25 protein-coding genes are annotated in these 26,591 nt (G+C 68.1%); 15 read left to right on the forward strand and 10 right to left on the reverse strand.

Going from position 1 to position 26,591, the window contains the following annotated elements; translation table 11 throughout:
• The 3 genes from G8346_RS01125 to recR all read left to right on the forward strand — a co-directional run.
• Window positions 1-406, forward strand: a 406-nt coding sequence (locus tag G8346_RS01125; RefSeq protein WP_304940776.1) for a DNA polymerase III subunit gamma/tau C-terminal domain-containing protein, incomplete at its 5' end; no start/stop codon positions are given.
• A gap of 26 nt (window positions 407-432) precedes the next feature.
• The gene (locus G8346_RS01130; protein WP_166047537.1) at window positions 433-759 is read left to right on the forward strand and encodes a YbaB/EbfC family nucleoid-associated protein; all 327 of its coding nucleotides are present in this window, start codon (window positions 433-435) and stop codon (window positions 757-759) included.
• 7 nt (window positions 760-766) lie between these two features.
• Window positions 767-1,363, forward strand: a complete 597-nt coding sequence (recR, locus tag G8346_RS01135) for a recombination mediator RecR (protein ID WP_166047371.1) — start codon at window positions 767-769, stop codon at window positions 1,361-1,363.
• On the opposite strand, the gene rsgA is transcribed toward recR, so the two are convergent.
• Window positions 1,360-2,232, reverse strand: a complete 873-nt coding sequence (gene rsgA, locus G8346_RS01140; protein WP_166047372.1) for a ribosome small subunit-dependent GTPase A — start codon at window positions 2,230-2,232, stop codon at window positions 1,360-1,362. The genes recR and rsgA overlap by 4 nt on opposite strands.
• Window positions 2,233-2,319: 87 nt before the next feature.
• On the opposite strand from rsgA, the gene orn reads away from it, so the two are divergent.
• From orn to G8346_RS01160, 4 genes are read left to right on the forward strand one after another with little or no spacing between them, the layout of a single operon-like run.
• Complete coding sequence (orn, locus tag G8346_RS01145) at window positions 2,320-2,865, forward strand: oligoribonuclease (protein WP_166047374.1); 546 nt, start codon at window positions 2,320-2,322, stop codon at window positions 2,863-2,865.
• Entirely contained in the window at window positions 2,862-3,461 is a 600-nt protein-coding gene (locus G8346_RS01150; protein WP_166047375.1) for a DUF938 domain-containing protein, read from the forward strand. Before orn ends, G8346_RS01150 begins: the two co-directional genes overlap by 4 nt.
• Before the next feature lie 8 nt (window positions 3,462-3,469).
• A complete protein-coding gene (locus G8346_RS01155; protein WP_240901231.1) occupies window positions 3,470-4,438 on the forward strand; it encodes a pyridoxal-phosphate dependent enzyme in 969 nt (322 codons plus the stop codon).
• A gap of 34 nt (window positions 4,439-4,472) precedes the next feature.
• The gene (locus G8346_RS01160; protein WP_166047379.1) at window positions 4,473-5,141 is read left to right on the forward strand and encodes a TIGR04211 family SH3 domain-containing protein; all 669 of its coding nucleotides are present in this window, start codon (window positions 4,473-4,475) and stop codon (window positions 5,139-5,141) included.
• A gap of 339 nt (window positions 5,142-5,480) precedes the next feature.
• Here the strand turns inward: G8346_RS01160 and ppsA are convergent, their stop codons facing one another.
• Window positions 5,481-7,838 (reverse strand): phosphoenolpyruvate synthase, encoded by a 2,358-nt coding sequence (gene ppsA, locus G8346_RS01165; RefSeq protein ID WP_166047382.1) that lies wholly within the window; start codon window positions 7,836-7,838, stop codon window positions 5,481-5,483.
• 69 nt (window positions 7,839-7,907) lie between these two features.
• On the opposite strand from ppsA, the gene G8346_RS01170 reads away from it, so the two are divergent.
• Window positions 7,908-8,744, forward strand: coding sequence for a pyruvate, water dikinase regulatory protein (locus tag G8346_RS01170; RefSeq protein WP_166047384.1), 837 nt, complete (start codon window positions 7,908-7,910; stop codon window positions 8,742-8,744).
• Here G8346_RS01170 and G8346_RS01175 read toward each other — a convergent pair.
• On the reverse strand, window positions 8,741-10,375 hold the full coding sequence (locus G8346_RS01175) for an alpha-D-glucose phosphate-specific phosphoglucomutase (protein WP_166047385.1): 1,635 nt from the start codon (window positions 10,373-10,375) through the stop codon (window positions 8,741-8,743). The two genes, G8346_RS01170 and G8346_RS01175, sit on opposite strands and share 4 nt — an antisense overlap.
• A gap of 56 nt (window positions 10,376-10,431) precedes the next feature.
• Here G8346_RS01175 and G8346_RS01180 point away from each other — a divergent pair, with 56 nt between their 5' ends.
• Entirely contained in the window at window positions 10,432-10,911 is a 480-nt protein-coding gene (locus tag G8346_RS01180; RefSeq protein ID WP_166047387.1) for a DUF1249 domain-containing protein, read from the forward strand.
• 34 nt (window positions 10,912-10,945) lie between these two features.
• Entirely contained in the window at window positions 10,946-12,010 is a 1,065-nt protein-coding gene (locus tag G8346_RS01185) for a hypothetical protein (protein ID WP_166047389.1), read from the forward strand.
• Here the strand turns inward: G8346_RS01185 and G8346_RS01190 are convergent.
• From G8346_RS01190 to G8346_RS01205, 4 genes are all read right to left on the reverse strand, one after another.
• Window positions 12,000-15,080, reverse strand: a complete 3,081-nt coding sequence (locus G8346_RS01190) for an efflux RND transporter permease subunit (RefSeq protein WP_166047391.1) — start codon at window positions 15,078-15,080, stop codon at window positions 12,000-12,002. The genes G8346_RS01185 and G8346_RS01190 overlap by 11 nt on opposite strands.
• Window positions 15,077-18,289, reverse strand: coding sequence for an efflux RND transporter permease subunit (locus G8346_RS01195; protein WP_166047393.1), 3,213 nt, complete (start codon window positions 18,287-18,289; stop codon window positions 15,077-15,079). The genes G8346_RS01190 and G8346_RS01195 overlap by 4 nt, the downstream gene beginning before the upstream one ends.
• Window positions 18,290-18,310: 21 nt before the next feature.
• Window positions 18,311-19,405 carry an efflux RND transporter periplasmic adaptor subunit gene (locus G8346_RS01200; RefSeq protein ID WP_166047395.1) on the reverse strand — a complete coding sequence of 365 codons (1,095 nt, stop codon included), beginning with the start codon at window positions 19,403-19,405 and terminating at the stop codon, window positions 18,311-18,313.
• Window positions 19,406-19,491: 86 nt separating this feature from the next.
• On the reverse strand, window positions 19,492-21,588 hold the full coding sequence (locus tag G8346_RS01205) for a carboxy terminal-processing peptidase (protein ID WP_166047397.1): 2,097 nt from the start codon (window positions 21,586-21,588) through the stop codon (window positions 19,492-19,494).
• A gap of 116 nt (window positions 21,589-21,704) precedes the next feature.
• On the opposite strand from G8346_RS01205, the gene G8346_RS01210 reads away from it, so the two are divergent.
• The gene (locus G8346_RS01210; protein WP_166047399.1) at window positions 21,705-21,989 is read left to right on the forward strand and encodes a hypothetical protein; all 285 of its coding nucleotides are present in this window, start codon (window positions 21,705-21,707) and stop codon (window positions 21,987-21,989) included.
• Window positions 21,986-22,225, forward strand: coding sequence for a hypothetical protein (locus G8346_RS01215; RefSeq protein ID WP_166047401.1), 240 nt, complete (start codon window positions 21,986-21,988; stop codon window positions 22,223-22,225). Before G8346_RS01210 ends, G8346_RS01215 begins: the two co-directional genes overlap by 4 nt.
• 5 nt (window positions 22,226-22,230) lie before the next feature.
• On the opposite strand, the gene G8346_RS01220 is transcribed toward G8346_RS01215, so the two are convergent.
• A complete protein-coding gene (locus tag G8346_RS01220; protein WP_166047403.1) occupies window positions 22,231-22,800 on the reverse strand; it encodes a YkvA family protein in 570 nt (189 codons plus the stop codon).
• Between the two features lie 56 nt (window positions 22,801-22,856).
• Complete coding sequence (locus tag G8346_RS01225) at window positions 22,857-23,192, reverse strand: hypothetical protein (protein ID WP_166047405.1); 336 nt, start codon at window positions 23,190-23,192, stop codon at window positions 22,857-22,859.
• A 97-nt stretch (window positions 23,193-23,289) separates the two neighbouring features.
• On the opposite strand from G8346_RS01225, the gene G8346_RS01230 reads away from it, so the two are divergent.
• The 3 genes from G8346_RS01230 (at window position 23,290) to G8346_RS01240 (ending at window position 26,048) form a co-directional block, all read left to right on the forward strand.
• Entirely contained in the window at window positions 23,290-24,375 is a 1,086-nt protein-coding gene (locus tag G8346_RS01230) for an AI-2E family transporter (protein ID WP_166047407.1), read from the forward strand.
• Window positions 24,372-24,791, forward strand: a complete 420-nt coding sequence (locus G8346_RS01235; RefSeq protein WP_166047409.1) for a VOC family protein — start codon at window positions 24,372-24,374, stop codon at window positions 24,789-24,791. Before G8346_RS01230 ends, G8346_RS01235 begins: the two co-directional genes overlap by 4 nt.
• A gap of 102 nt (window positions 24,792-24,893) precedes the next feature.
• Complete coding sequence (locus G8346_RS01240) at window positions 24,894-26,048, forward strand: FHA domain-containing protein (RefSeq protein WP_166047411.1); 1,155 nt, start codon at window positions 24,894-24,896, stop codon at window positions 26,046-26,048.
• Window positions 26,049-26,067: 19 nt separating this feature from the next.
• Here G8346_RS01240 and G8346_RS01245 read toward each other — a convergent pair whose 3' ends face one another.
• Window positions 26,068-26,499 (reverse strand): CBS domain-containing protein, encoded by a 432-nt coding sequence (locus G8346_RS01245; protein WP_240901232.1) that lies wholly within the window; start codon window positions 26,497-26,499, stop codon window positions 26,068-26,070.
• Between the last annotated feature and the right edge of the window lie 92 nt (window positions 26,500-26,591).

Genomic DNA, 26,591 nt, shown 5'->3' on the forward strand with positions numbered 1-26,591 from the left:
CCCGGCCGCCGCCGCAGCGCCGCCCGAGGGCGAGTCGTGGGAGGACATGATCGAGCGCATGAAACTCGGCGGCGCCACCCGCCAGCTGGCGCGGCACTGCAGCCTGGTGGGCCGGGAGGGCAGCCTGGTGCGGCTGGAAATCGATCGCGCGCACGAGATTCTTGCCACGCCGGCGCAGCAGGAGCGGCTGCGGGAAGCGCTGGCGGGCTATTTCCGCACCGAACTGCGCTTGCAGCTCGACTTCTCGCGCCCGGTAGACGAAACCCCGGCGGAGCGGGAGCGGCGTGCGGCTGCGGAGCGGCAGCGGGGCGCGGCGGCAGCCATCGCCACGGACCCGCTGGTGAAAGAGCTCGAGAAGGTATTCGACGCCACCGTGGACGATGACAGCATCCGCCCCGCGGATTGAGCACAGAAGAGTAGAGAGGATACGTACTGATGAAAGGTCAACTCGGACAACTCATGCGCCAGGCCCAGCAGATGCAGGAGAACATGCAGAAGGCCCAGGAGGAGCTGGCGGCAATCGAGGTGGTCGGCGAGGCGGGCGGCGGCATGGTCAAGGTGACCATGAGCTGCAAGCACGAGGTGCGCGGGATCGTCATCGATCCCGAACTGGTCGGCGACGACCGGGAGATGCTCGAGGACCTGGTCGCGGCGGCCGTGAACGACGCCCTGCGCAAGGTCGAGCGCACGGTGCAGGAAAAGTACTCCGGCATGACATCCGGGCTGGGGCTCCCGCCCGGGATGAAGCTGCCGTTCTGAGATCCGCATGCGCTATCCGCCCCGACTCGCCGGCCTGATCGAGGCCTTGCGCCGCCTGCCCGGTGTCGGGCCGCGCTCCGCGCAGCGCATCGCTTTTCACCTGCTGGAAAAGGACCGCGAGGGCGCCGCGGCGCTGGCCCGCGCGCTCGACGCGGCGCTGGACGGGGTGGGGCGCTGCCGGCGCTGTCGCATGTTCACCGAGACCGAGCTGTGCGAGACCTGCCGCGCGCCGTCGCGCGACGCGGGCCTGTTGTGCGTGGTCGAAACGCCGGCGGACGTGGTGGCGGTGGAAACCGGTTCGGGTTACGGGGGCAGGTATTTCGTGCTCATGGGCCACCTGTCGCCGCTCGACGGGATCGGCCCGGCCGAGCTGGGCCTGGATGCGCTCGAGGCCATCCTCGACGAGGGCGGCGTGAGCGAGGTGATCCTGGCCACGAATCCGACGGTCGAGGGGGAGGCGACGGCGCACTACATCGCCGAGCTGTGTGCGCGGCGCGGCATCGGCGCCAGTCGCATCGCGCACGGGGTGCCGATGGGCGGCGAGCTGGAGTATGTCGACAGCGGCACGCTGGCCCACGCCTTCGCGGGGCGCCAGAAGATCTAGCCGCGGCGCTGCAGGTCCTCGGTGAGGCGCAGCAGCCGCCGGTAGCTTTCGTAACGCCTGGGCGCGATCGCGCCGCTCTCCACGCCCGCTTTCACCGCGCATCCGGGTTCCCGCATGTGCCTGCAGTTGGCAAACCGGCACTCGCCGGCGGCGGCGACGATCTCCCTGAAGCCGAGTGCCGCCAGGCGCGGGTCGTCCAGCGCCGGCGCGAAGTCGCGTACGCCGGGGGAGTCGAGCAACTCGCCGCCGCCGGGCAGGGCATGGAGCGTGGTCGCGGTGGTGCGGTGCCGCCCCTCGCCGGTTGCATGCGAGATGCCCGCCGTGGCCAGCTCTACGTCCGGTACCAGGGCGTTGAGCAGCGATGACTTGCCGACCCCTGACTGTCCCACCAGGATGCTGCTGTGGCCGGCGAGGCAGGCCCGGAGCGCATCCAGGCCCGAGCCGGCCGCGGCGCTGGCCAGCAGCACGGGGTATCCGAGGGTGGCGAATTCCTCCAGCAGTCCCGCGGGGACGCTGTCTGGCAGGTCCGCCTTGTTGCACACGATCGCGGCGGCGACGTCCATGACCTCGGCGGCCGCGAGGTAGCGATCGATGATGTAAGGATCGGGCCCGGGCCGCGGCGCGCACACCACCACCAGCTGGGTGATGTTGGCGGCGAGCACTTCGCCGCGGCCGCGCGAATCGGGCCGCGTCAGCTCGGAGTGCCGCGGCAGGCGCTCCACCACGGCGCGATCGCCCGTGTCGCCCTCGGCCAGCCAGCGCACCCGGTCGCCGCACACCAGGCGCAGCCCGCGCCTTGCCACGAACGCGGGATGATGCTGTCCGGCCGCGTCCTCCACCACGAGACGCTGGCCGTAGGAGGCCACCACGCGGCCATCGACCAGGTCCGCGCCGGAGGCGGGCGGGGCCGCTCTGCTAGAATTCCTCGACTGCAAAAGAGGCTACCTGCCGAAGCTATGAAAGACGCCGATAACCTGGTCTGGATCGACCTGGAGATGACCGGGCTGGACCCGGGCCGCGACCGAATCATCGAGATTGCCACCGTGGTCACGGACAAGCAACTCAACGTGCTGGCGGAGGGCCCTGTCATCGCCGTGCACCAGGACGAGGCGGCGCTGCAGGGCATGGACGAGTGGAACACGCGCCAGCACGGCGGCTCGGGCCTGACCGACCGCGTGCGGCGCAGCCGGGCCAGCGAGCGCGACGCGGAGCTGGCCACGCTGACCTTCCTGGCGCGGCATGCGGAGCCGGGCGCGTCGCCGATGTGCGGCAACAGCATCTGCCAGGACCGGCGCTTCCTCGCGCGCTGGATGCCCGAGCTCGAGCGCTTTTTTCACTATCGCAACCTCGACGTGAGCACCCTCAAGGAGCTGGCCCGGCGCTGGGCGCCGGAGGTCGCGACCGGCTTCCACAAGCAGTCCAGCCACCTGGCGCTGCAGGACATCCGCGACTCCATCGAGGAGCTGCGCTACTACCGCGAGCACCTGTTCCGGCCGCTATGAACGCCTTGCCCTGCTCTCCGGCTTGCGAGCGCAACCGCGAGCCGATCCTGCAATGCATCCGGCCCCTGCTTGCTGATCGCCGGCGCGTGGTGGAAATCGGCAGCGGTACCGGCCAGCACGCGGCCTGGTTCGCGCCGCGCCTGCCCGCGCTGGCCTGGCTCACCACCGATCTCGCTGAGAACCACGCCGCCATCCGAGCCTGGGTCGAGGCGAGCGGGGCGCCCAACCTCGAGGGGCCGCTGCGCCTCGACGTGCGCGACGAGCCCTGGCCGGAGCTCGGTGCTGTCGACGCCGCCTTCAGCGCCAACACCGCACACATCATGCCCGAGCCCGCAGTCGTCGCCATGTTCGCGGGCCTCGGCCGTCGGCTGCCTGCAGGCGCGCCGTTCTGCCTCTACGGTCCATTCATGGAACAGGGTCGCCATGTCAGCGCGGGCAACGAGGCCTTCGACGCCGACCTGCGGGCGCGGGGCACCGGCATGGGGGTGCGGGACCTCGGCTGGTTGCTGCAGGTGGCCGCCGTGGCGGGCTTCGACCTGGAGGCGGTGGAACCGATGCCGGCCAACAACAGGGTGCTGGTATGGCGGAAGAAATGAACCCGGGCATGTTCGCAAGCGATGTCTACGCCGCTGCCGAGCGGATTCGCCCTTTCGTGCACCGCACGCCGGTGATGACCTCGCAGCGCCTCGACGAGATGGCCGGCGCGCGCCTGTTCTTCAAGTGCGAGAACTTCCAGGTTGGCGGCGCCTTCAAGGCCCGCGGCGCGTTCAACGCCGTGCTGTCGCTGCAGGAGGAGGCCGCGGCGCGGGGAGTCGCCACGCATTCCTCGGGCAATCACGGCGCCGCGCTGGCGCTGGCTGCGCGCACCCGCGGTATTCCCGCCTGGGTCGTCGTGCCGCGCGATGCATCCGGCTTCAAGCGGCGTGCCATCGAGCGCTACGGCGCGCGGGTGGTGGAATGCGAGCCGGGGCTGAGCAACCGGGAACAAAGCCTTGCGGCACTGGTGGCGGAGTGTGGCGCCACCGTGGTGCACCCCTATGACGACGATCGGGTCATCGCCGGCCAGGGCACGGTGGCGTGCGAGTTGCTCGACCAGGTGAGCGGGCTGGACATGCTGCTGTCGCCGGTCGGCGGGGGCGGCTTGTTGTCCGGCTGCGCACTGGTGGCGCGCGACCGTCGGCCGGACATGCGCGTGGTGGCGGGAGAACCGGCCGGCGCCGACGATTGCTGGCAGTCGATGCAGTCTGGCCGGCGCGTCCGCCTGGAGCAGGTCGACACGGTTGCGGACGGCCTGCGCGCCTCCATCGGGGCGCGCAACTGGGCCCTGATCTCCACCCTCGTCGACGAGGTGGTGCGCGTCGAGGAGGCCGAGATCGTCGCGGCCATGCGGCTGGTATGGGAAGTGCTCAAGATCGTCATCGAGCCGTCCTCCGCAGTGCCCCTGGCGGCGCTGCTCTCGGGGCGCATGGCTGCGCGCGGTGCCCGCGTCGGCGTCGTGGTGTCCGGCGGCAACGTCGACCTCGACACGTTGCCCGGCCTGCTCTCGACGGCCGGGGCGGGGTTTCGGTTATGATGCCTGCCCGCCCTACGAAGAGCGCCTGGTTGCCATGATCGGCCGAATCCTGACCCTGATGCTGCTGGTGTGTCTCGCCAGTACCGCCCTGGCCGAGACGCGCTACGTGTCGGACCGCCTCGAGATTACGCTGCGCACGGGCACCTCCACCCAGCACTCCATCGTCCGCATGCTGCCCAGCGGCACGCGCCTGGAAGTGCTGGAACGCGACAGCGCCAGCGGCTATGCGCGCGTGCGCACCCCGGACGGCACGGAGGGCTGGGTGCTGGCCCGGTACCTCATGGACCAGCCGGCCGCGCGCGACCGGCTCGCGGCCGCCACGGAAGGCGCTTCCAGTCTCGAGCTGAGGGTCACTGACCTGGCAGCGCAGGTCGAAGCCTTGAGCGGCGAGCGGGACGCGCTGCAGGCGCAACGCGACGGCCTCGAGAGCGAGCTCGCTGAAGTGCGCTCGGAGCTGGAGCGCATCCGGCGTGTTTCCGCCTCGGCCGTCGAACTGGATAACGCCAACCGCGAACTGCGCACGCGCGTCGCGGCGGCGGAACAGGACGGCACCTTGCTGCGCGCCGAGATCGCCGAGCTCAAGCGCAATACCCAGCGCGACTGGTTCGTGGCCGGGGCGGGCGTGCTTCTGCTCGGCCTGGTGCTCGGCATCGTGCTGCCGCGGATTCGCTGGCGGCGCCGCTCGGGCTGGGGCGACCTCTAGACGCCTCACCGCCCAGGGCCGGCGATTCAGCCACGGTCCGCGCCGGGCGCCTGTCATGCGCGCCGTACCCACGTCACGCGTCCCTCTCGGTTAATGAGATGCCCTCGAGTGACGCGTGACGTGGGCCCGACGCGGGGGGTTGCACTACTCGAGACAGGCGCCGTCCAGCCCGCCCGAGCCGCGACGCGGTGAGGGAAGGCTGACCATTCCTGCAACGTAGCGCGAGCGGCATGACACAGGCCACTCGAGGGCATCTCATTAACCGAGAGGGGCCTGTGTCATGGCGCCGCGCGGTCACGCGGGGAGCACCGCCGCGCGGTCCCGCGGCCAAACGGTCGGTCAGCCGACGGCCTGCCCGGCGAGGAACATCCAGGTCTCGACCACCGTATCGGGATTGAGCGAGATGCTCTCGATGCCCTCTTCCAACAGCCACTGCGCGAAGTCGGCGTGGTCCGACGGGCCCTGGCCGCAGATGCCGATGTACTTGCCCTGCTTGCGGCAGGCGGAGATCGCCATGTGCAGCAGCGCCTTCACGGCGCCGTCGCGCTCGTCGAACAGGTCGGCGATGATGCTCGAGTCGCGGTCCAGGCCGAGCGTCAGCTGGGTCATGTCGTTGGAACCGATCGACATGCCGTCGAAATACTCCAGGAACTCTTCCGCCAGCAGGGCGTTCGACGGGATCTCGCACATCATGATGAGCTTGAGGCCGTGCTTGCCGCGCTCGAGGCCGTTGGCGGCGAGCAGTTCGACCACTTTCTTCGCCTCCGCCACGGTGCGCACGAAGGGCACCATGACCTGCACGTTCTCCAGGCCCATCTCCTCGCGCACCCGCCTGAGCGCGCGGCATTCCAGCTCGAAGCACGGCCGGAAGCTCTCGGCGACGTAGCGTGATGCGCCGCGGAAGCCCAGCATCGGGTTTTCCTCGTGGGGTTCGTACTCGCGGCCGCCGATGAGGTTGGCGTACTCGTTGGACTTGAAGTCGGACAGGCGCACGATCACCGGGTGCGGCGCAAAGGCGGCGCCGATGGTGCTGATGCCCTCGGCCAGCTTCTCGACGAAGAACTCCACCGGGTCGTCGTAGCCCGCCATCTGCTGCGAGATAGTGTGCTTGAGGTCGTCGGACAGCGAGTCGAACTCGAGCAGGGCGCGCGGATGCACGCCGATCATGCGGTTGATGATGAACTCGAGGCGCGCCAGGCCGACCCCGCGGTGCGGGATGCCGGCGAAGTCGAAGGCACGGTCGGGGTTGCCGACGTTCATCATGATCTTGACCGGGATGTCGGGCATGCTGTCCAGCTCGATGGTCTGCTCCTCGTAATCGAGGCGGCCGTCGAAGATGAAACCGGTGTCACCCTCGGCGCAGGATACGGTGACGGGCTTGCCGTCCTGGACCTTGTCTGTGGCGTCGCCGCAGCCGACCACGGCCGGGATGCCGAGCTCGCGCGCGATGATGGCGGCATGGCAGGTACGCCCGCCGCGGTTGGTGACGATGGCCGCGGCGCGCTTCATCACCGGTTCCCAGTCGGGATCGGTCATGTCGGCCACGAGCACGTCGCCGGGCTGCACCCGGTTCATTTCTTTCACGTCGCTGATGATGCGCGCCGTGCCTGCACCGATGCGCTGGCCGATGCTGCGGCCCGTGGCGATCACCGTGGAGCGGTCTTTCAGCTTGAAGCGCAGGATGGAGCGCCCCTGGCGGCTCTGCACGGTCTCGGGCCGCGCCTGCAGGATGTAGAGCTTGCCGTCGCCGCCGTCCTTGCCCCATTCGATGTCCATCGGCGCGCCGTAGTGCTTTTCGATCGCCACGGCGTGGCGCGCGAGGGTCTCGACGTCCGCCTCGTCGAGGCAGAAGCGGCCGCGGTCCGCGGTCGGCACATCGATGGTGCGGGTGCCGTGGCCGTCGTCGCCATGGACCATCTTGATGGCCTTGCTGCCCAGGGTCTTGCGCAGCAGGGCGCGCTTGCCCGCCGCCAGAGCGGGCTTGTAGACGTAGAACTCGTCGGGGTTGACGGCACCCTGCACGACCATCTCGCCGAGCCCCCAGGACGCGGTGATGAACACCACGTCGCGGAAGCCGGACTCGGTGTCGAGCGTGAACATCACGCCGCTGGCGCCGGTGTCGCTGCGCACCATGTGCTGGATGCCGGCAGACAGGGCCACCTGGGAATGGTCGAAGCCGTGGTGCACGCGGTAGGCGATGGCGCGGTCGTTGAACAGCGAGGCGAACACGTCATGGATGCGCTCGATCACCTGGGCGATGCCGCGCACGTTGAGGTAGGTCTCCTGCTGCCCGGCGAAGCTGGCTTCCGGCAGGTCTTCGGCGGTCGCGGAGGAGCGGACGGCGACGGCGATGTCACGCCCGCCCGCCATCTCGTCCCAGGCCTTGCGAATCTCTTCGTTCAGCCGCGGCTGCAGCGGCGTCTCCTTGATCCACTGGCGTATGGCAGCGCCGGTCTCGACCAGCTTGTCGACGTCGTCCACGTCGAGGTCCTGGAGGACTTCGCGGATCCTGTCGGCGAGGCCCTCCTGCGCCATGAAGTCGCGGTAGGCGGCGGCGGTCGTGGCGAAGCCGTCAGGCACCGTCACGCCCAGGCCTTCGAGGTTGGCGAGCATCTCGCCCAGAGACGCGTTCTTGCCGCCGACGCGCTCGACGTCGCCCATGCCGAGTTCGTCCAGCTTCAGGATGTACTGTTCCACCGTGGCCCCCTTGAGTTTCCCTTCCCCGGGAAAGGACAATGCGCACTGCCCCGTCGAACGGATCAGCACATGAATCATCGCACTGTTTTCTTCGTCTCGGACCAGACCGGCGTCACATCCGAGACCCTTGGCCACAGCCTGCTGACGCAGTTCGACGGGCTCAAATTTCGCGGCGTGACTGTGCCATTTATCAACACCCGTGACAAGGCGAAAGAATGCGTACGACGCATCAACCTGACGGCCGAGGTCGAAGGCGCCAGGCCGATCGTCTTCGCCACCATGGTGCAGGACGAGTTACGCGCAATTATCGAGGAAAGTCAGGGACTTGTGCTTGACTTCTTCGGTGCTTTCATAGGTCCGATGGAGCGCGAGCTGGGCCGCGCGTCGAGTCACGCCACCGGCAAGGCCCACGGCGTCGCGGACCAGCGTTCCTACACCCGGCGCATCGACGCCATGAACTATGCCCTCGAGCACGACGACGGCTCCACCACGCGGGACTACAGCAAGGCCGACATCATCCTGGTCGGCGTGTCGCGCTCCGGCAAGACGCCGACCTGCCTGTACATGGCGTTGCGCTACGGGGTGTATGCAGCGAATTACCCGCTCACGGAGGAAGAGTTCGAGCAATGCAAGCTGCCGCCGCCCCTGGTGCGTCACAAGGACCGGCTGTTCGGCCTCACCATCAAGCCACAGCGGCTACAGCAGATCCGGCACGAGCGCAGGCCCGAGAGCAAGTACGCCTCGGCCCGGCAGGTGAGCTTCGAACTGCGTTCGGCCGAGGCCCTGTTTACGCGCTACGGCATCGATCACATCGACACCACGGAAAGCTCGGTCGAGGAGATCGCCAGCGCCGTGCTCGACCGCACCGGGCTGCTGAACCGGCTGCAGGAAGGCGGTGCCGGCTAGATGATACCGGCCGGCGCCTCGATCCCGGTGAGCGCCGGAATCCTGGCGAGCCGTGCCGCCGCGCTGCCAAGCGCCGCGGTCAATTCGGGCCCGCTCCCGCCGTGGTCCGCGGTGGGCGCGAGATAGCGCTCGAGGTAGATCCGTAGCGTCGCACCCTGGGTGCCGGTCCCCGACAGGCGGTACACGAGGCGCGAGCCGTCGTCGAGGAACACGCGCAGCCCCTGGCCCGCGGAGACGCTGCCGTCGATCGGGTCCGTGTAGGTGAAGCTGTCCGCGCGCGTCACGCGCGCGCCCGCCAGGGCCTGTCCAGTGAGTTCCGCGAGGCGACCTTCGAGCCCCGCCATGATCCCCGCTGCCACGGCGCCGTCGGCGATGAACCAGTCATGCCGGGCGAAGGCATGACGGCCGAAACGGCGCCAGTGGTCCTGCACCAGGCCCGCCACCGGGCGTCCGGTCACGGCGACGAGATTGAGCCAGAACAGCACGGCCCAAAGCCCGTCTTTCTCGCGCGCATGGCTGGAGCTGGTGCCGAAGCTTTCTTCGCCGCACAAGTCCACGCGCCCGGCGTCCAGCAGGTTGCAGAAGAAGCGCCAGCCGGTGGGCGTCTCGAAGCAGGGCACGCCGAGCGCCTCCGCCACGCGGTCGACGGCGCGGCTGGTGGGCATGGAACGCGCGATGCCGGCCAGCCCGGCCGCATAGCCCGGCACCTCGCGGGCATGCTCGGCCAGCAGCGCCAGGCTGTCGCCGGGGCTCACCATCATGTCCCGCCCGACGATCATGTTGCGGTCGCCATCGCCGTCGGATGCGGCGGCGAGGTCGCCGGCGCCCGGGCCGCTCATCCATGCCACGAGGTGCGCCGCATCGACGGGGTTGGGATCGGGGTGGAGCCCGCCGAAGTCGGGCAGCGGGACCGCGTTCACCACGGTGCCCGCAGGGGCGCCGAGCCGCCGCTCGAGGATCTCGACTGCGTAGGGCCCCGTCACCGCATTGAGCGCGTCAAAGCGCATGCGGAAACGACCGTTGCCGAGCAGGGCCCGGATGCGTTCGAAATCGAACAGCTGCTCCATCAGTGCGGCGTAGTCGGCGACAGGGTCTACGACTTCGACTTCCAGCGGGCCGGCCTGCTGCACGCCGAGCTCGTCGAGGTCGACCGCTGCGACGTCCGCCACGCGGTACTCGCGGATTTCCAGCGAGCGGCGCCATACGGCTTCGGTGAGCGCCTCGGGGGCCTGGCCGCCGTTGGCGGTGTCGAACTTGACGCCGAAGTCGCCGTCGGGACCGCCGGGGTTGTGGCTGGCGGTGAGCAGGAACCCTCCCGCCGCCCCGCGCAGGCGAATGAGGTGGGAGGCTGCCGGGGTGGAGAGCATGCCCTGTCGGCCCACGACGATGCGGCGTACGCCGTTGCCCGCGGCGATGCTGAACAGCCGCTCGAGCGCCTCGGCATTCCAGTAGCGGCCGTCGCCGCCCGCCACCAGCGTGGCGCCGCGGAAATCACCGGCAGCATCGAACACGGACTGGAGAAAGTTCTCCAGGTAGTTCGGCTCGCGAAAACGCGACACCTTTTTGCGCAACCCGGCGGTGCCGGGACGCTGGTCGTCAAACGGTTCTGTAGGAATGCGACGCACGTCCATTTTCCGGGCTCTCCTTGCCGCGAGAGAGGTGAATTCCCTGTGCTATATTGCCGCGCATGATAGCAGACGGCTCCATCGCTTTGCCGTGCCCGACGCAGCCGGGCAGCTTCACCGCGCTGATGCATCTGTACGAGAGTAACTACCTGCGGCTGCACTGGCTGCTCGAGGACCTGGACGACCTGCCGGCGTGCCAGTGGTCCCGTCCCCGCGGCGACCTGCCGTTGTGCCTGCAGCTGCTCGAGGCGAGTCCGTACACCACCACGCTGCGCCTGACCTATTTCTTCGACGAGGGCGGCGAGCGGGTGGCCGACCCGGATCTCACGATCCGCGTCTACCACGACGCCGGGCTGGCCGAGGCCATGGCCTGCCGGCCGCACCACCTGCACCATGCGTTGCGCCGTTTCGACACCGCGCCGGGCGACGAACTGGGACGGCGCTGGGCGCGCAACAACATGCTCAACAAGTGGCTGGAGTACTGCCACGATCACGGCCACAGGTTCCGCCCGGGCGGCGCGCGCGTCGCCGCGGCGGGTTGAGCCCGTCGATGTCTGCTGCAGGGGCGACCGGGGCATGAGTGAAGACGGCGACAGCCTCGCGCGGCGTGCGCTGAAGCGCGTGGGACGCGAGGAGGAGATCGATGACGATCGCCTCCTCAACCTGTTCCGCAACCGGGCGGAGCTGAAGAAGGCATTCGCCGACCTGCAGAAGTCCCTGCGCCTCGCCGAGGAGCGCCTTGCCAGCCAGGAGGCGGCCACGCGCCGCGCGGAAGAGCGCTTCCAGGCCATTGAACAGCTGCTGGCCCGTCCTGATACCGGTTATACGGCCCTGGTGTACTTCCAGTTGCGTGCGCTCTGGCGCGCCTGCCAGGAGCGACTGCAGGCGATTTCCGCCGAGCTGCGCGGACGGCACGAAGAGCGGCAGCGTCGCGAGGAACTCATGCGCTTCAACCAGCGCAAGCAACGGCAGCTCGCCGGGCTGGACCAGCAGCTGGCGCAGGCGCAGGACGAGGTCGAGGAACGACTGGAGCGGCGCAACGCGTTGCGCAAGGAGTTCGAGGGGTCGCAACAGCTGTGGGCTTACTTCCGCCGCCGGCGTATCGCCGAGCAGCTGGCGCAGCGCCAGGGCGAGCTGGAGTCAGCGCGCCTGCGGCTGGCGGAACTGCAGGACCGCCGCGCCGCCGTGAACGCCGAGCCCTGGCCGGAGTTTGCCGGGCTGGAGATCAGCGCCAAGCGCGACATCAACCTGCGCCTGATCGCTGCGGCGCAGGAGCTCTACCTGCATTTCACCACCGACGAGCTGGCGCGCAAGGCGCGCGACGCCAACCTGAACACGGTGCAGGAGATGCGCTACGGTTCTGAGGCTGAGTGCAAGGTGCTCATCGGCAAGGTGCGCGAGGCGCTGGCCACGCTGGGACCCAGCGTGCCCGCCCCGGAGGCGGTGGAGGCCCGCGGACAGCTGCTGGCGCAGGAGGCCGAGTATCGCAGCGAACGCGAGACGGTGCCGATGGCGTCATCCGTGGCCCGCATCGATGTGCCGACCTTGAATCCCGCCAGCGGCGTGCGGCGCCGCGTCCCCATCGAGGTCAACGTGCTGGCTGAAGAATACTGGGGTATCTACGACGCGCTCATTCCCTGAGGGGCGCCGCGACCTCGGTCGTTGCCGGCGCACGACTCGCGGCGCTGCGCCGCAGGCGGCGCACCCAGCGACCCGCATCATCGATGATGGCGTAGGTCCAGGGCACCAGCAGAAGTGAAGTCACGGTCGAGAAACCGAGCCCGCCGATGATGGCGCGCGCCATCGGGAAGTAGGCCGGCGCGCCCACGTCGTCGCCGCCGACCTTGGTGGCGCTGAGCGCCAGCGGCAGCAGCCCGAGGATGGTGGTCGCTACCGTCATGAGGATGGGACGCAAGCGATCGCGGCCGGCCTGCACCAGCGCCTCGTCACGCTCCAGGCCTGCGCGCCTGAGGTTGTTCACGTGGTCGACGAGGACGATGCCGTTGTTCACCACCACGCCCACCAGGATCATGATGCCGATGGTGGCCATGAACGAGAACGTGGTCCCGGTCAGCATGAAGAACCAGAACACGCCGATGATCGAAAAGCCGATCGAGGTGATGATCGACAGCGGATAGACGGTCGACTCGAACAGCGCCGCCATGACCAGGAAGATCAGCGCGATGGCCAGCAGGATGTTCTGCATCATGACCTGCTGGGTCTGGTCGGCCTGCTGGAACCCGCGCCCGAACTGCCAGCTGTACCCGGGTGGCAGCTGGTACGCGTCCATCAGGTCCTTGATCGCGGGGCGCAGTTCGTCGAGCGACTTGCCGTCGAGGTTGGCGTTGATGACCACGGCGGTGACGCGATCGATGCGGCGGATCTGCTCGTAGCCGCGACTGACCTCGAATTCGGCCACCGAGCCGAGCGGCACCAGGCCGCCATCGGGTGTGTACAGCGGCAGGTTGGCGAGCTGCTCGATGCTCTGCCGGTCGTTCTCGCGAAAGGCGATGCGCACCTTGATCTCCCCGTCGCGGCCGCGGAAATCGCGCAGCTGCTGGCCGCGCAGGGCCACCGCGACGGAGGAGGCCACCGACTGCGGGGTCAGGCCCAGCTGCACAGCACGCTCGCGATCGACGCGGACCCTGACTTCCCGGTCCCCGTTGCCGATATCGGCGCGCACTTCCGTGAGTCCCTCGATCGTCCCCAGCAGCCGCACCACCTCCGGTGCGATCCGGGCCAGCACCTCGGTCGATTCGCCCGACAGCTGCAGGCTGAAACTCTCGTCGCCACCCTGGGCGTTGAACTCGAAGGACGGTCGGCCGATGACGATCTCCGGCAGGTTCTCCATCACCCGCTCGATGATTTCGCCGGTGGGCACGCGGGCCTCGTCGCCGTCGTGCAACAGCAGCGTGCTCTGCGCGCGGCCTTCCTCGTAGAAGCTGTAGACCGAGCGGATGTCGAACTCTTCCTGGTTTGCATACAGGTATTCCTCGATCAGATCGACGGCCTGCTTCATCTGCTCCAGGGGGTATTTTTCCTTGACGTTGTACTGCAGCAGGAGCTGGCGGCCGGCCTCCTGCGGAAAGGTGTCGAATTTCACCTGCTTGAGCGGGATGGCGACGCTGGCCACGATCAGGACGGCAGCGAGCCCGGTCCACCAGCGGTGCCGCAGCGTCCATTCCAGCGCGCGTGCATAGCGACCGGTGAGGCGCGTCATCCAGGAACCCGCGCTGGGCAGCGGTGGGGCGGGGATGCGCGCCGCCACCATCGGGACGACTGTCTGCGCCATCACCAGCGAAGCGAGCATGGCCACGACGATGCTCACCGCGACATGAGTGAGGAAGACCGTGATATTGGTCTTGATGCCGAACAGGATGGGCACGAACACGATGATGGAGGTCAGGGTCCCGGCCGTCACCGCCAGCCAGACTTCCCTGACGCCCCTGAGGGTGGCCTCGCGCGGGTTGTCGGGATCGAGCTGCCGCTGGCGAAAAATGCTCTCCGTGACCACCACGGCGTTGTCCACCAGCATGCCGATGGCGAGCATCAGGCCCATCATCGACAGGATGTTGAGACTGATATCGAGGAAGTACATGACGCCGAGCGTGATGAGGATCGAGAAGGGCACGCAGGCCACCACGATCAGGGTTGTCGCCGCCTGGCGCAGGAACAGGTAGAGGATGCCGAAGGCGAACACGGCGCCGAGCGCGCCCGAGCTGAGCAGGTCCGACAGGGAGGTGGTGACGCCGTCCGCCTGGTCGCCCAGGGCAAAGACGCTGATACCTTTCATCTGCGGGTTGTCCGCTGCGGCATTTACTTCCCGCATCACCCGGCGGGACACTTCGACCAGGTTCGCGCCCGGCTGCTTGTAGATGTCGAGACCGATGGAGTAACGGCGGTCGAGGTGGCGGGCGTTGAGGCGCTCCGGGCTGCGCAGCTCGATGTCGGCAATGTCGCCGAGGCGCAGGTTGTCGCGGATGAGGATGTTCTTCACCTCGGCCACGGAGGAGAGCTCGCCGATGGGGCGCACGCTGTAGCGCTGCTCCCCGTCCGTGAGACGCCCGGCGCTGACCGAGAAGTTCGCGCGCTGCAGCAGTTGCTGCAGCTGGTTCAGGTCGACCCCATGCGCAGCTACCCGGTTGGCGTCGAGCAGGATGCGGATTTCGCGCTGGTCCACGCCATAGAGCGTGACCCGGGACACGCCCTCGACGCGTTCGATGCGGCGCTTCAGCTGCCGGTCCAGCATGGTGTAGGCGTCCGACAGGTCGCGCTCGCTGCTGATGCGCAGGTTGAGGATCGCCTGGTCGCCCAGGGAGCCGGTGAAGATCAGTACCCGGCGCACGTCGGCGGGCAGCTGGTGGCGGATGGCGTCGACCTTGGCGCGGGCCTCGATTCCCTTGGACGCCACGTCCTCGTCCCAGCCGAACTGCAGGAAAATCTGCCCGCCGTCCTGGTTCGAGGTGGACTGCATCCGCTCCACGCCGCTGAGCGTCGCCAGCGCTTCCTCCACCGGCCGGGTGATGAGCCGCTCCACTTCCTCGGGTGTCGAACCCTCGTAGGGAACGTTGATGAAAATGCCGGGGAACTGGATGTCCGGGAATTTCTCCAGCGGCAGCAGCCTGGAGGCGATGGCGCCGACAACCGCGAGGGCGATGAAGATCATCACCGTGGTGACGGGCCGCTGGATGGCGCCGCGCGTGAGGATCATCCCCGTGCCTCAGCGGGTGCCGCTGCGACCACGCGTATGCCCCGATCGAGCAGGGAGTACACCACCGGGATCACCACCAGCGTGAGCAGCGTGGACACCACCAGGCCCCCGATCACCGCCACCGCCATCGGGGCCCGGACCTCGGCGCCCTCGCCGAAGCCGAGCGCCATCGGCAGCAGGCCGAGGACGGTGGTGGACGTGGTCATGAGGATCGGCCGCAGGCGCGCCCGTCCGGCCTCGAGAATGGCTGCGGTGACTTCCAGTCCGGCGCGCCGCAGCTGGTTGATGAGATCCACCAGCACGATGGCGTTATTGACCACGATGCCGGCCAGCATGATGACGCCGATGAAAGCCACCACGCTCACCGTCGTGCCGGTGAGCCACAGGGCCCACGCAGCCCCGACCAGGGCCAGCGGAATGGTGAACAGGATGACGAAGGGGTGGACCAGGGACTCGAACTGCGAGGCCATCACCAGGTAGACCAGGAACACCGCCATCGCCAGGGTGAACAGCATGGAGTTGAACGACGCCTGCATTTCGGCGCTCTGCCCGGCGATGACCGCCGCGATCCCGGGCGAGAAGGGGATGCCGGCCAGGATCTGCTCCAGCTCCTGCGTGGCCACGGCCAGGTCGCCGTAGGCCAGGTTGGCAGAGATGATCGCCACCCGGGACTGGTCCGCCCGGCGTATCTCCGCCGGGCCGACCGCGAGGCGGATGTCCGCCACGGCTTCCAGGGGCACCGGACGTTCACTGCCCGGGTTGATGATCAGGTTGCGGACCTCGGCCACCGATGCATCGCGCGTATCCACGCTGCGCACCAGGACGTCGATCTTCTTGTCGCGCCAGGTGTAGCGCGTGGCCACTTCGCCGCGCACCTTGGCGACGACGATGTCGGCCACGTCTCGCACCACCAGTCCGAGTCGCGCGGCGCGTTCCTGGTCGAACACGATCTGGATCTCGGGGTTGCCCTGTTCGACGGTGCTGCGCACGTCGGCAAAGCGCGGCGAGTCCTCCAGCGCGCGACGGATCTGGCGGGCATAGTCGGCCAGCTGGTCCAGGTCGTAGCCGGCGAGCTCGATCTCCAGCGGCGTGCTTAGGGTGAACAGGGCGGGGCGCGCGAACTCGTAGGCTATGCCCGGCGTCGATTCCAGCGAGCTGCGCAGGGCGGCGACGGCCCGGGCCTCGGCCTCGCGCCCGCCGGCCGGATCGAGCTTGAAGTTGATGCGTCCGGTGTGCTCGCCGGCATCCACCGGGCTGGCGTCGAGGCGGTTGCCCGTGCCGGCGACCGAGTAGCTTAGTTCCAGGTCCGGCAGTTCGGCCGCACGCTCCTGCAGTCGGGCGATCGCGGCATCGGTGGCCTGGATGGGGGAGCCGGCAGGCAGGCGGACGTCGACGTAGAACTCGCCCTGGGCGAGCTGCGGCAGCAGTTCATAGCCCAGCCGCGGCACGATGGCCAGCGTAGAACCGAAGGCGACCGTCGCTGCCGCCAGCACCAGCCAGCGATGGCGCAGGGAGCCGGCCAGGAGCGGCGCATAGGCGCGGGCCGCCAGCTTGTAGAAGCCCTGGAAGGTGTATGTCAGCGGCCACATCGCCCATCGTGCCGCCCAGGCAATGCCGCGCCCGAGGCGGATGAAGAGGCGCAGTACCAAAGCCAGGCCGCGCGTCACCCGGCCGGGCTGCGCCGCTGCCTTTTCCGCGTCCTCGTCCGCGGCATAGCGTGCGGGGCCGCCGCGTGCAGCGAGCATGGGGATCAGCGTCAATGCGACCAGCAGCGAGAACAGCAGGGCGAAGGTCACGGTGAGCGCCTGGTCGCGAAACAGCTGGCCGGCGATGCCCGTGACGAACACCATGGGGAAGAACACCGCTACCGTGGTCAGCGTTGCGGCGGTCACCGCGCCTGCCACTTCGCCGGCGCCTTCCTGCGCCGCGACCAGGATGCTGGCGCCTTCCTCGCGCTTGCGCACGATGTTTTCCAGCACCACGATGCTGTTGTCCACCAGCATGCCGATGGCGAGCGCGATACCGCCGAGCGACATGATGTTGAGGCTCACGTCCGCGCTGTACATCAGCAGGAAGGTGCCGATGACCGACACCGGGATCGCGGCGCCGATGATGAAAGTCGCGCGCGCGTCCCGCAGGAAGGCGTACAGCACCAGCACCGCGAGCAGGCCGCCGGCGAGCGCGGCGTTGCGCACCTCGCTGATGGCGTTGGAGATGAAACGCGACTGGTCGTAGACCATGCGCAGCCGGGTGCCGTCGGGCAGTCGCTTGCCCATCGCCTCGACGCGCTGGTTGACCCGCTGCGCCACCTGCACCGTGTTCGCATCGCCCTCCTTGTAAACGGCCAGCTCCACGCTTTCGCTGCCGTCGACGCGGGTGATGGCCTCGCGCTCCTTGTGGCCGCGCGTCACCGTGGCCACGTCGCGCAGGTAAAGCGGGCGGCCCTCCGGCGTCGCGATCACCGCGTCGGCGATCTCCTCCACACTGGCGAACTCGTTCAGGGTGCGCACCAGGAAGCGCTGTTCGCCCTGTTCCAGCCGTCCGCCGGACAGGTTGATGTTCTCGGCGCGCAGCCGGCCGGCGACGCCCTGGATGGAGAGTCCCAGCTGGGCCAGCTTTTCCTGGTCCACCAGGACCTGGATCTCGTCCTCCAGGCCGCCGCTGACCTTGACCGCGGCGACGCCTTCCACCGCTTCGATATCGTTCTTCAGGCGGTCCTCGGCGAAGCGCCGCAGGGCCTGCAGGCGCGCGGTCTCGTCAATGCCGGTGGCTGGTGCCTCGTAGATGAACGCGAGCCGCTGGATCGGCTCGTTGGATGGGTCGAAGCGCAGCAGCAGCGGTCGGCTGGCCTCCAGCGGCAGTTGCAGCACGTCCAGCTTCTCGCGCACTTCCACGCCCGCGATGTCCATGTCCGTGCCCCACAGGAACTCGAGCACCACGTCGGACTGCCCGGGCCGCGACACCGAGCGGACCTGGCGGATGTTCTTGATGGTGCCGACGGCCTCTTCGATGGGTCGCGTGAGGAGACTCTCGACCTCCAGCGGCGCACTGCCGTCGAGCTCGGTACGCACCGTGAGCGTGGGGTAGGAGAGGTCGGGCAGCAGGTTGACCTTGAGTCGCGACAGCGAGACGAAGCCGAACAGGACGACGGCAAGGGTGAACATGGCAATGGTCACCCGACGCTGGGTGGCGATGTCTACCAGGCGCATGGCTGAGTTTCCCTGCGCTGCTCAGAGCGCATCGCCGGCCAGGCGAGAGGGCGCGCGTCGCACCACCTCTACACGGCTGCCGTCGCGCAGCCCGGACTGCCCCACGACGACGATTTCCTCGTCGCCCTCGAGGCCTTCAACGATCTCCACGCGATCTCCACTGGCATATCCGGTGATCACGGGGCGGCGTTCCACCTTGCCGTTGACGATGACGAACACCGAGTCGGAAACATCGTCGTCGACTATGGCCACGCGCGGCACCAGCAGGACGTTGCTGCGGGAGTCCCATACGATGTTGAAGCGGCCGAACATCCCGGGCTTGAGTTGTCCGTCGGGGTCCGGCACTTCCATGGTGACCTTGAACGTGCCCGTCATGGGGTCAACGACGGGGCTGACGCGTTCTACGCGTGCGGCGAAGCGCCGCCCGGGGATTGCGTCGAGCCGGAGTTCGGCAGCCTGCCCGGGTTCCAGTCGCCTGAACTCACGCTCCGGGATGTGCAGGTAAGCGATCAGCGGATCCAGTGCAGTGACCCGGAAGGCGGGGGAATTGGCGGTGATGGTGTTGCCGAGCTTGATGTGGCGCTCCGCCACCACGCCGTCGATCGGGGCGCGGATCTGGGTGTAGTCGTGTTCCAGCTGGGCCAGCTGGTAGACGGCCCTGAGCGCCTCGAGTTCGAACTTCAGGTCCTCGAAGGCCCCGGAGCTGACCAGCCCGCGCTCGAACAGCGTTACGTTGCGGTTGTACTCCTGCTCGAGCTTGCGCAGGTTGGCACGCGCCCGCTCCATCTCCAACCGCAGCCGGTCGCCGTCCAGCCGCGCCAGCACCTGCCCTTCAGTGACGCGGTCGCCTTCTTCCACCAGGAGTTCGACCACCTCGCCGCCCACTTTCGCCACCACCACCGCGTCGGCGTCGGTCTCCAGCGAAGCCGTGCCCGTATAGAGCGCGGCCACGTCGCCACGCTCCAGACCCGTGACTTCGACCGGGATCGCCGTCTCTTCCTTTTCCTCGGCTTCCGGCGCCTCGTTCTTCTGCATGCACCCCGCGGTGAGCAGGGTGGCGAGCAGTGCTGTGGCTGCGAATCGCGGGGACGCCGGTGTTGCGAAACGGTGGGTCATGAACATGCTCCGGGTGTGACCGATGACTCACTACGATAGTGTTGTAGTTAAGTATAACACCGGTTATGCGGCTTGCAAGCCCCGGATCACTCCTTGCTGCCTGCGCCCCTGCCAGCGATGACCGCCCCGGGCAGCGTCGCCAGGTCCACCACCATGCGAGCGGCCTCCTGCAGCAGCACGTCCGGCGCATCCTCTTCCTCGGCCTCCGCCAGCGACTCGAGCGCCTCCAGCCCCAGGGCGGCACGGCGCTCGTTTTCCAGCGCCAGCTGTTCCGCCTCGACCGCCTCGTTCTCTGCGCGGCGCGTCTCGATGTTCAGGGAGACGGATTTCTGTGCGCGGCGCTCTTCGATCGCCTCGATGTTGCCCATGAGGTGGCGGAAGTTCGGATCGTCGGCGCGGCGTTCCTGGTGCTGCGTGGCGACGATCTCGATGGCCTCGCCCAGGGCGCCCTGGCGCGAGAACGGCGTCGGCCGGATCTGGTCCCAGGGCAATGCGGTTTCCCGCGTGCTCTCGCCCACCATGTGCGAGTCGACGGGGGAGGGCACGATGATGTCCGGGACCACGCCGCGGTGCTGCGTGCTGGCGCCGGTGACGCGATAGTACTTGCCCACGGTCAGTGTCAGCTGGCCGAAGCGCGGCTCCGCACCGGGCGCGTAGCGGTCGAGCGGATAGAGGTTCTGCACGGTCCCCTTGCCGTAGGTTTGCTGGCCGATGACGATGCCCCGGCCGTAGTCCTGGATGGCGCCGGCGAAAATCTCCGAGGCCGACGCGCTGAAGCGGTTGACCAGGACCGCGAGCGGGCCGTCGTACACCGGGTCTGCCGCCTGCTCCTCCAGCACCTCGATGCGGCCGCTGGTGTCGCGCAGCTGGACCACGGGGCCCGGCGGAATGAACAGGCCGGTCATGGCCGTGGCCTCGGAAAGATGGCCGCCGCCGTTGTTGCGCAGGTCGAGCACCAGGCCGTCGATGCCTTCGGCCTTCAGTTCCTCGGTGAGGCGACGCACGTCCGCGGTGGTGCTGGTGTACTCGCGGGCCCCGGCCACGCGGGCGTTGTAGTCCTGGTAGAAGGACGGCACGGTGATGACGCCGATGCGCCGCACCTGGCCCTGGTGCTCGATCTCGAGCAGTTCCTTGCGGGCCGCCTGCGCCTCCAGCTTCACCTTGTCACGCACCAGGGGAATGACGACCGACGCGCTGCCCGGTGCGGCGCCGCCGGGCAGGATCTGCAGGCGCACGGTTGAGCCGCTGGGACCACGGATCAGGTCGACGACCTCGTCCAGCCGCCAACCCACGACGTCCACGATCTCGCCGTCCTCGCCCTGGCCGACGCCGGTGATGCGGTCCTTGGGCTTCAGGGTGCCGTCGAGCGCGGCCGGGCCGCCCTCGATCACGTTGATCACGGCGACGTACTCGTCCTGCAGCTGCAAGGTCGCGCCGATGCCGTCGTAATTCAGGCTCATCTGGATCCGGTACTCCTCCGAGTTGCGCGGGGAGTAGTAGCTGGTGTGTGGATCCATGGTGTTGGCGAAGGCGTTCATGAAGGTCTCGAACACGTCGTCGCTCTTCACCTGGTCGAAGCGCTTGAGGACCTGCTGGTAGCGCCCGCGCAGGATCTCGCGCGCCTCGTCCCAGTCCTTGCCGGTCAGCATGAGTCCCAGCGCGTCGTTCTTCACGCGCTTGCGCCACAGGTCGTCGAGTTCCGCCTCGTCAACCGGCCACGGCGCCTCGGCACGATCGAAGACAAATTCCTCGTCGACCGTGAAATCGTGCTCCACCTCGAGCTGGGACAGGGCGAATTCCAGCCGGTCCCGGGTGCGGTCGACGTATCGGCGGTAAATCTCGAACACCGGGTCCAGCTGGCCGCGCTTGACCGCGTCATCGAGCCCGGAGCGCCAGGTCTCGAATTCTTCCACGTCGCTGGCGAGAAAGTACTGGCGGTTGCCGTCCAGGGCGTCGAGGTAAGCGTCCAGCATGCGGGACGAGGCGACATCGTCCACCGGCATGCGGCGGTAGTGCGAACGCTCGAACAGGGTCGTGACCAGCCTGCTGACCTTGCCGTGACGGTCGCTGGGCGCGAGCACCTCGTCCCCGTTCGGCGGGGCCGCAGCGGCGGGAATTGCCAGCAGCGCGGCCGCGAGCAACGCGGCTATGCTGGCCCAGGCTGATGTCTTTACAATACGCATCTTGGCTCCGAGATCGATCGACTACCGAATCGTGGTCAGGTGTCGCTATTTAAACGCTGTTTAGGCTAGAGCGCCCGACGTCGCCAATCAAGCGGCGCCGGGGCGGACCAGGGTGAATGCATCCACTAACTGTCATTACCGGGATTCTTCTCGGCTCCGCCGCCTCCATCGCGGCCGGCTTGCTGGTGGTCATGTTCCTGTTCCTCCTGCTCTCCGGTAACCACCCCCGGGTGCAGGCCGAGATCGGGCCGCTGGTGTTCAACGCCGGGCTGTTTCTCGCTATGACAGTCATTTGCGCCGCCAGTTTCATCGGCCTGGTCAAGGAGCGCCGCTGGTGGTGGCTGCCGCAGCTGGGCATGTGGGGCGGCCTGGCCTTGCTCGTGCTTTACTACGTGCCATGAAACGCCCTTCGCCCATAGAGCTCGAGACGATGCACGAGGTGGGGCCGCTGGTGGCGCGGTGGCGCCGGGCTCTAGGCTGGCTGCTGCCCCGGTCCTGGCTGTATCCGATCCTGGTGCCGGCGGCGGGAATGCGCGGCCGGCGCCTCTCGAGTGCGCGCATGGAGCTCGAGCCGGCAGCGCCGGCAAAGTCATGGGCGGACTGGGAAATCAGCAGGCGCGGCCGCGCTTCGGGCTGAAGGCTTCAGAACAGCGAGAAGGGCGAACGTCGACTGCCGCCCGTGCCGCGGCGGCGCTCCCGTTCCCGGCGGCGGCGGTTGCGCATGCGTGACTGCAGCACCTTGCGGCGCGCATCCAGCCATGCCTCGCGGTTGACCGCGTCTTCGCCACGTTCGTCCTGGGCCTTGCGGAAACCGCAGAAGTCCCGGTAAGCCTCGATCTCGTGGCGCAGTTCCCGGACCACGAGTTCGACCATGATGGCGTCATCAAGGAGGCCGAGTCCGGGCACTTCGTCCGGGATCATGTCCTCGGGCTCGCAGAAATAGGCCAGGGCATTGAGAACGCGGGAGCGCTCCGCGTCGGGGAGCTTCCACTCCTCGTCGCGCAGCATGTCGATCAGGCCCCTGATGCTCTCGAGCCGGTCGCGGATAAAATCCGGCGCCGCGTCTTCGTGGACCCTCGCCAGCAGAGACCCGGCCGCAGCCATGATTTCCTCGGCGCCGCGCTGCTCCGCCACGGCGCGCGCTTCGCGCATGACGCGGCGAAAATGGCCGAGGTCGGTATTCGAAAGCTCGATGGTTACCTTCAAGGACATCCCTTCACGCTCCGTGGGCAAGGCCAGCGGGAGAGTACGCTGCGGTCCCGGAAGCGTCAAATGTCCCCGGGCGCGGGCTCCGCCGGGCCGCTCGGCGCCGCTGTTTTGCCGCGCCGCAGCAGCATGGCGGTCGGCAGCCACAGCAGGCGCAGCCACTGGATCCCGAGCCACGGGCCCAGGACCAGCAGCCAGGCCCACGGCGACGGCTCGCGCAGCGCCCCGTAGAGGTCCGCATAAAAGGTGCCTGCGGTGGCGCCGGGCCGGTATTCGCCGAGCAGGACCGCGCCGACGGCATAGACCAGGCCGGGCAAGGCCAGCAGTCCGAAGCCGCCGAGCACGGCGAACAACAACAATTCCCGTCGCAGGGGCTTCATGTCCGGTTTCTCCGCCATGCGCTTCGTCCTGCGCGTGATTGTCGCATAGTGCGCTCCCGGGGTGACCGGCAGCGGTGAACTGCTATCCTTGCGTCCAGGTTTCGAGGATCAAGGCATGGAAACGGTCCTTGGGTGGCTGCGCCGCCAGCTGGCTAACCCCCAGGTGGTGGGGCTCACGCTCATCGTGTTGCTGCTCGGCATATCGATCTGGCTGTTCGGCCGGATCCTGGCGCCGGTGCTCGGCTCTCTCGTGATCGCCTACCTGCTCGACACCCTGGCCACGCGCCTGCGGCGGCGGGGCGTGCCGCACCTTTTGGCCGTGCTGCTGGTTTTCACGCTGTTCCTGGCGATCCTGTTGGTCTGTTTCTTCTGGCTGGCGCCGCTGCTTACGCGCCAGATGGCCCAGCTGTTCCAGCAGGTCCCCTTCATGGTGGCCGAGGTCCAGCTGGCCCTGCTGAAGCTGCCACAGGAATACCCCAACTTCATCTCGGAACAGCAGATCAAGGAGATGTTCAGCGGCGTCAGCAGCGAGCTGCTCCGGTACGGGCAGCGCATCGTGACCTTTTCGGTGGCTTCGCTGATGACGCTCATCACCCTGCTGGTCTACCTGGTGCTGGTCCCCATCCTGGTGTTCTTCCTGCTCAAGGACAAGGCCATGCTGACGGGTTGGGTCGCCGGCTTCCTGCCGCGCGACCGGCGCTTGAGCGAGGAGGTCTGGGTCGAGGTCGACCGGCAGATCGGCAATTATGTACGTGGCAAGTTCGTCGAAATCCTCATCGTGGGGTTCGTGGCCTGGATCGCGTTCCGCCTGCTCGGGCTGCAATACGCTGTACTGCTGGCCGCGGTCACCGGGGTCTCCGTCCTTATCCCCTACGTGGGTGCGACGGTCGTGGCCCTGCCGGTCGCGCTGGTGGCCTATTTCCAGTTCGGCCTCGCGGCGCAGTTCTACTGGGTCATGATCGCCTACGGCGTGATCCAGTTCCTCGACGGCAACGTGCTGGTGCCGCTGCTGTTCAGCGAGGCGGTCAATCTCCACCCCGTGGCCATCATCGTGGCCATCCTGTTTTTCGGCGGGTTGTGGGGGTTCTGGGGGATTTTCTTCGCCATCCCGCTGGCGACCGTAATCCAGGCCATCCTCAGGGCCTGGCCGCGAGAGGAAATGGCAGTCATGCCATTGGCGGATACAGGAGCACAGGAATGAAATACCTGCATACCATGGTGCGTGTCAGCGACCTGGAGGCGTCGCTGGACTTCTATTGCAACAAGCTCGGGCTGGTGGAGCTGCGCCGGCACGACAACGAATCCGGACGTTACACGCTGGTGTTCCTCGCCGCGCCGGGGGACGAGGCGGCGCAGGTCGAGCTGACCTGGAACTGGGATGCGGAGGAATACGGCTCGGCACGCAACTTCGGTCACCTGGCTTACCAGGTGGACGATATATATGCCGCGTGCCGGCGCCTGATGGACGGCGGCGTGACCATCAACCGGCCGCCGCGGGACGGCCGCATGGCATTCGTGCGCTCGCCCGACAGGATTTCCATCGAGTTATTGCAGAAGGGCGAGGCCTTGCCTCAGCGCGAGCCATGGGCGAGCATGCCCAACTCCGGCGAGTGGTAGGCCGGGCCCGGCGGAGCGGGAGGCGACAGGGACAGTGACACGGACAGTGACAAGGGACGTACCTCGCGTGTGAAAAGCGAAGAGGCATTTCGCCATTTCGGCATGAGCCGCGACCCCTTTGTCGGGAAGAGCGGCGAGCTGGATTTCTATACCGGCCCGCAGCATCGTGACGCGCTGAATTTCCTCGACCACGCGTTGCACTCCAACGACCTTTTGCTGGCCCTGACGGGGGAGCCGGGCGCGGGCAAGAGCACCACCATGAACGTGGGCCTCACCCGCCACCTGCCGGATGCAGTGGTGGCACGGCTGGGTGCGCTGAGCGGCGATCCGCTGGATTTCCTGGAACGGATCGTCACCGGCTTCGGCTTCGAGGGCGTCAAGGCCAGCCACGACGAGATGCGCGGCCTGTTGACCGTGTTCCTCAGCCACCAGCGCCAGAAGGGCGTCACCACGGTCATCGTGGTGGACGAGATCGAGGCTGTCCCCTCCGGGGTGATGGAAGAGCTCGGCTGGCTGTCGCTGCTCGAGCCCGTCCGGGTCGGCCGCCTCAAGCTCGCCATGCTTGGGGACGAGCGGCTGGAACGACAGATGTTCGCGCCTCGCATGCAGGCGCTGCGCCAGATGGTGCGCTGGCAGCACCGGCTCGAGCCGCTGGGCGTGGACGAGACGCGGGACTACCTGGAGTTCCATGTGGAAGGCGCCGGCTGTCACGAGCCCGGGCTGCTGTTCTCGCCGGATGCGGTGGCCCACATCCATGCCTATTCCTCGGGCTTGCCGGGACGCATCGACATCGTTGCGCGGCAGGCGATACAGCGCGCCGCGGAGGCGGGCGACAAGGCGGTGCGGCGGGGCCATGTCCAGCTGCTGAAGGATCAGCAGGGTGCGGCAACCGCGCCGCGGCGGCGTGCCGTGGCGTCGATGGACATTCTCCTCGACCACGAGCCGAAGGCGCGCATCCGCCTCAACACGCCGCGGCTGCTGCTCGGGCGCCATCCCTGGAACGACGTCCAGCTGGACCACGATTCGGTCAGTCGCTATCACGCCATGTTGGTACGGGAGGGCGGGCACTGGACCGTCGTGGACCTCAACAGCACCAACGGGATCCACGTCAACGAGCGCTCGGTGCGGCAGCAGCGGCTGCAACACGGCGACGTGGTGCACATCGGGCGGTTCCGCCTGGTGCTGAACGAGGGCAGCGGACCGACGCAGACGCTGCCCAGCGTCGGCGACATGTCCGACACGATGGTCCTGGGCTGAGTCCTCCGGGCGGGTCCCGCTACGAGACCAGGCCGTCCCCGACGTCGCTGTCCTCGGCCTCCGCTTCGCCCGCTTCCGGCTCGACCGCTTCCAGCTGTTCCATGAGCGCGATGGCGACGCCGAGAAAGTCCGAGTCGGTGATGATCCCGCTGAGCTCGCCGTCGCGCATCACCGGCAGGCAGCTGCGTTTGCGGCGGAACATCAGCATGGCGGCGTGGCGCAGGTTGCTGCGCTCGTCCACGGTATCCACGGTGCGCACCATGATGTCCCGGAGCGGCCGGTCGGCAGCGTCTCCGGCGACCAGGATGTCCGTCAGCGAAACCAGCCCCACCAGTTTGCCGTCCCCGTCCGCGACCGGGAGGTGGCGGATGGCGTGCGCCGCCATGATGCGACGCGCTTCCGCGACGGTCGCGCCGGGTCCGACCAGGACGAGGCTGCGGCGAGGAGTCATGATTGCGCTGACATCGAGCATGGTTGGACCGTCGTATCGTTGAGTCTTCATCTTCGCGACATGGCGCCGCGGCGCATTGACCTGGGTCAAGC

It is taken from the genome of Thioalkalivibrio sp. XN279 (assembly GCF_011089885.1).
Lineage (GTDB): Bacteria > Pseudomonadota > Gammaproteobacteria > Steroidobacterales > XN24 > XN24.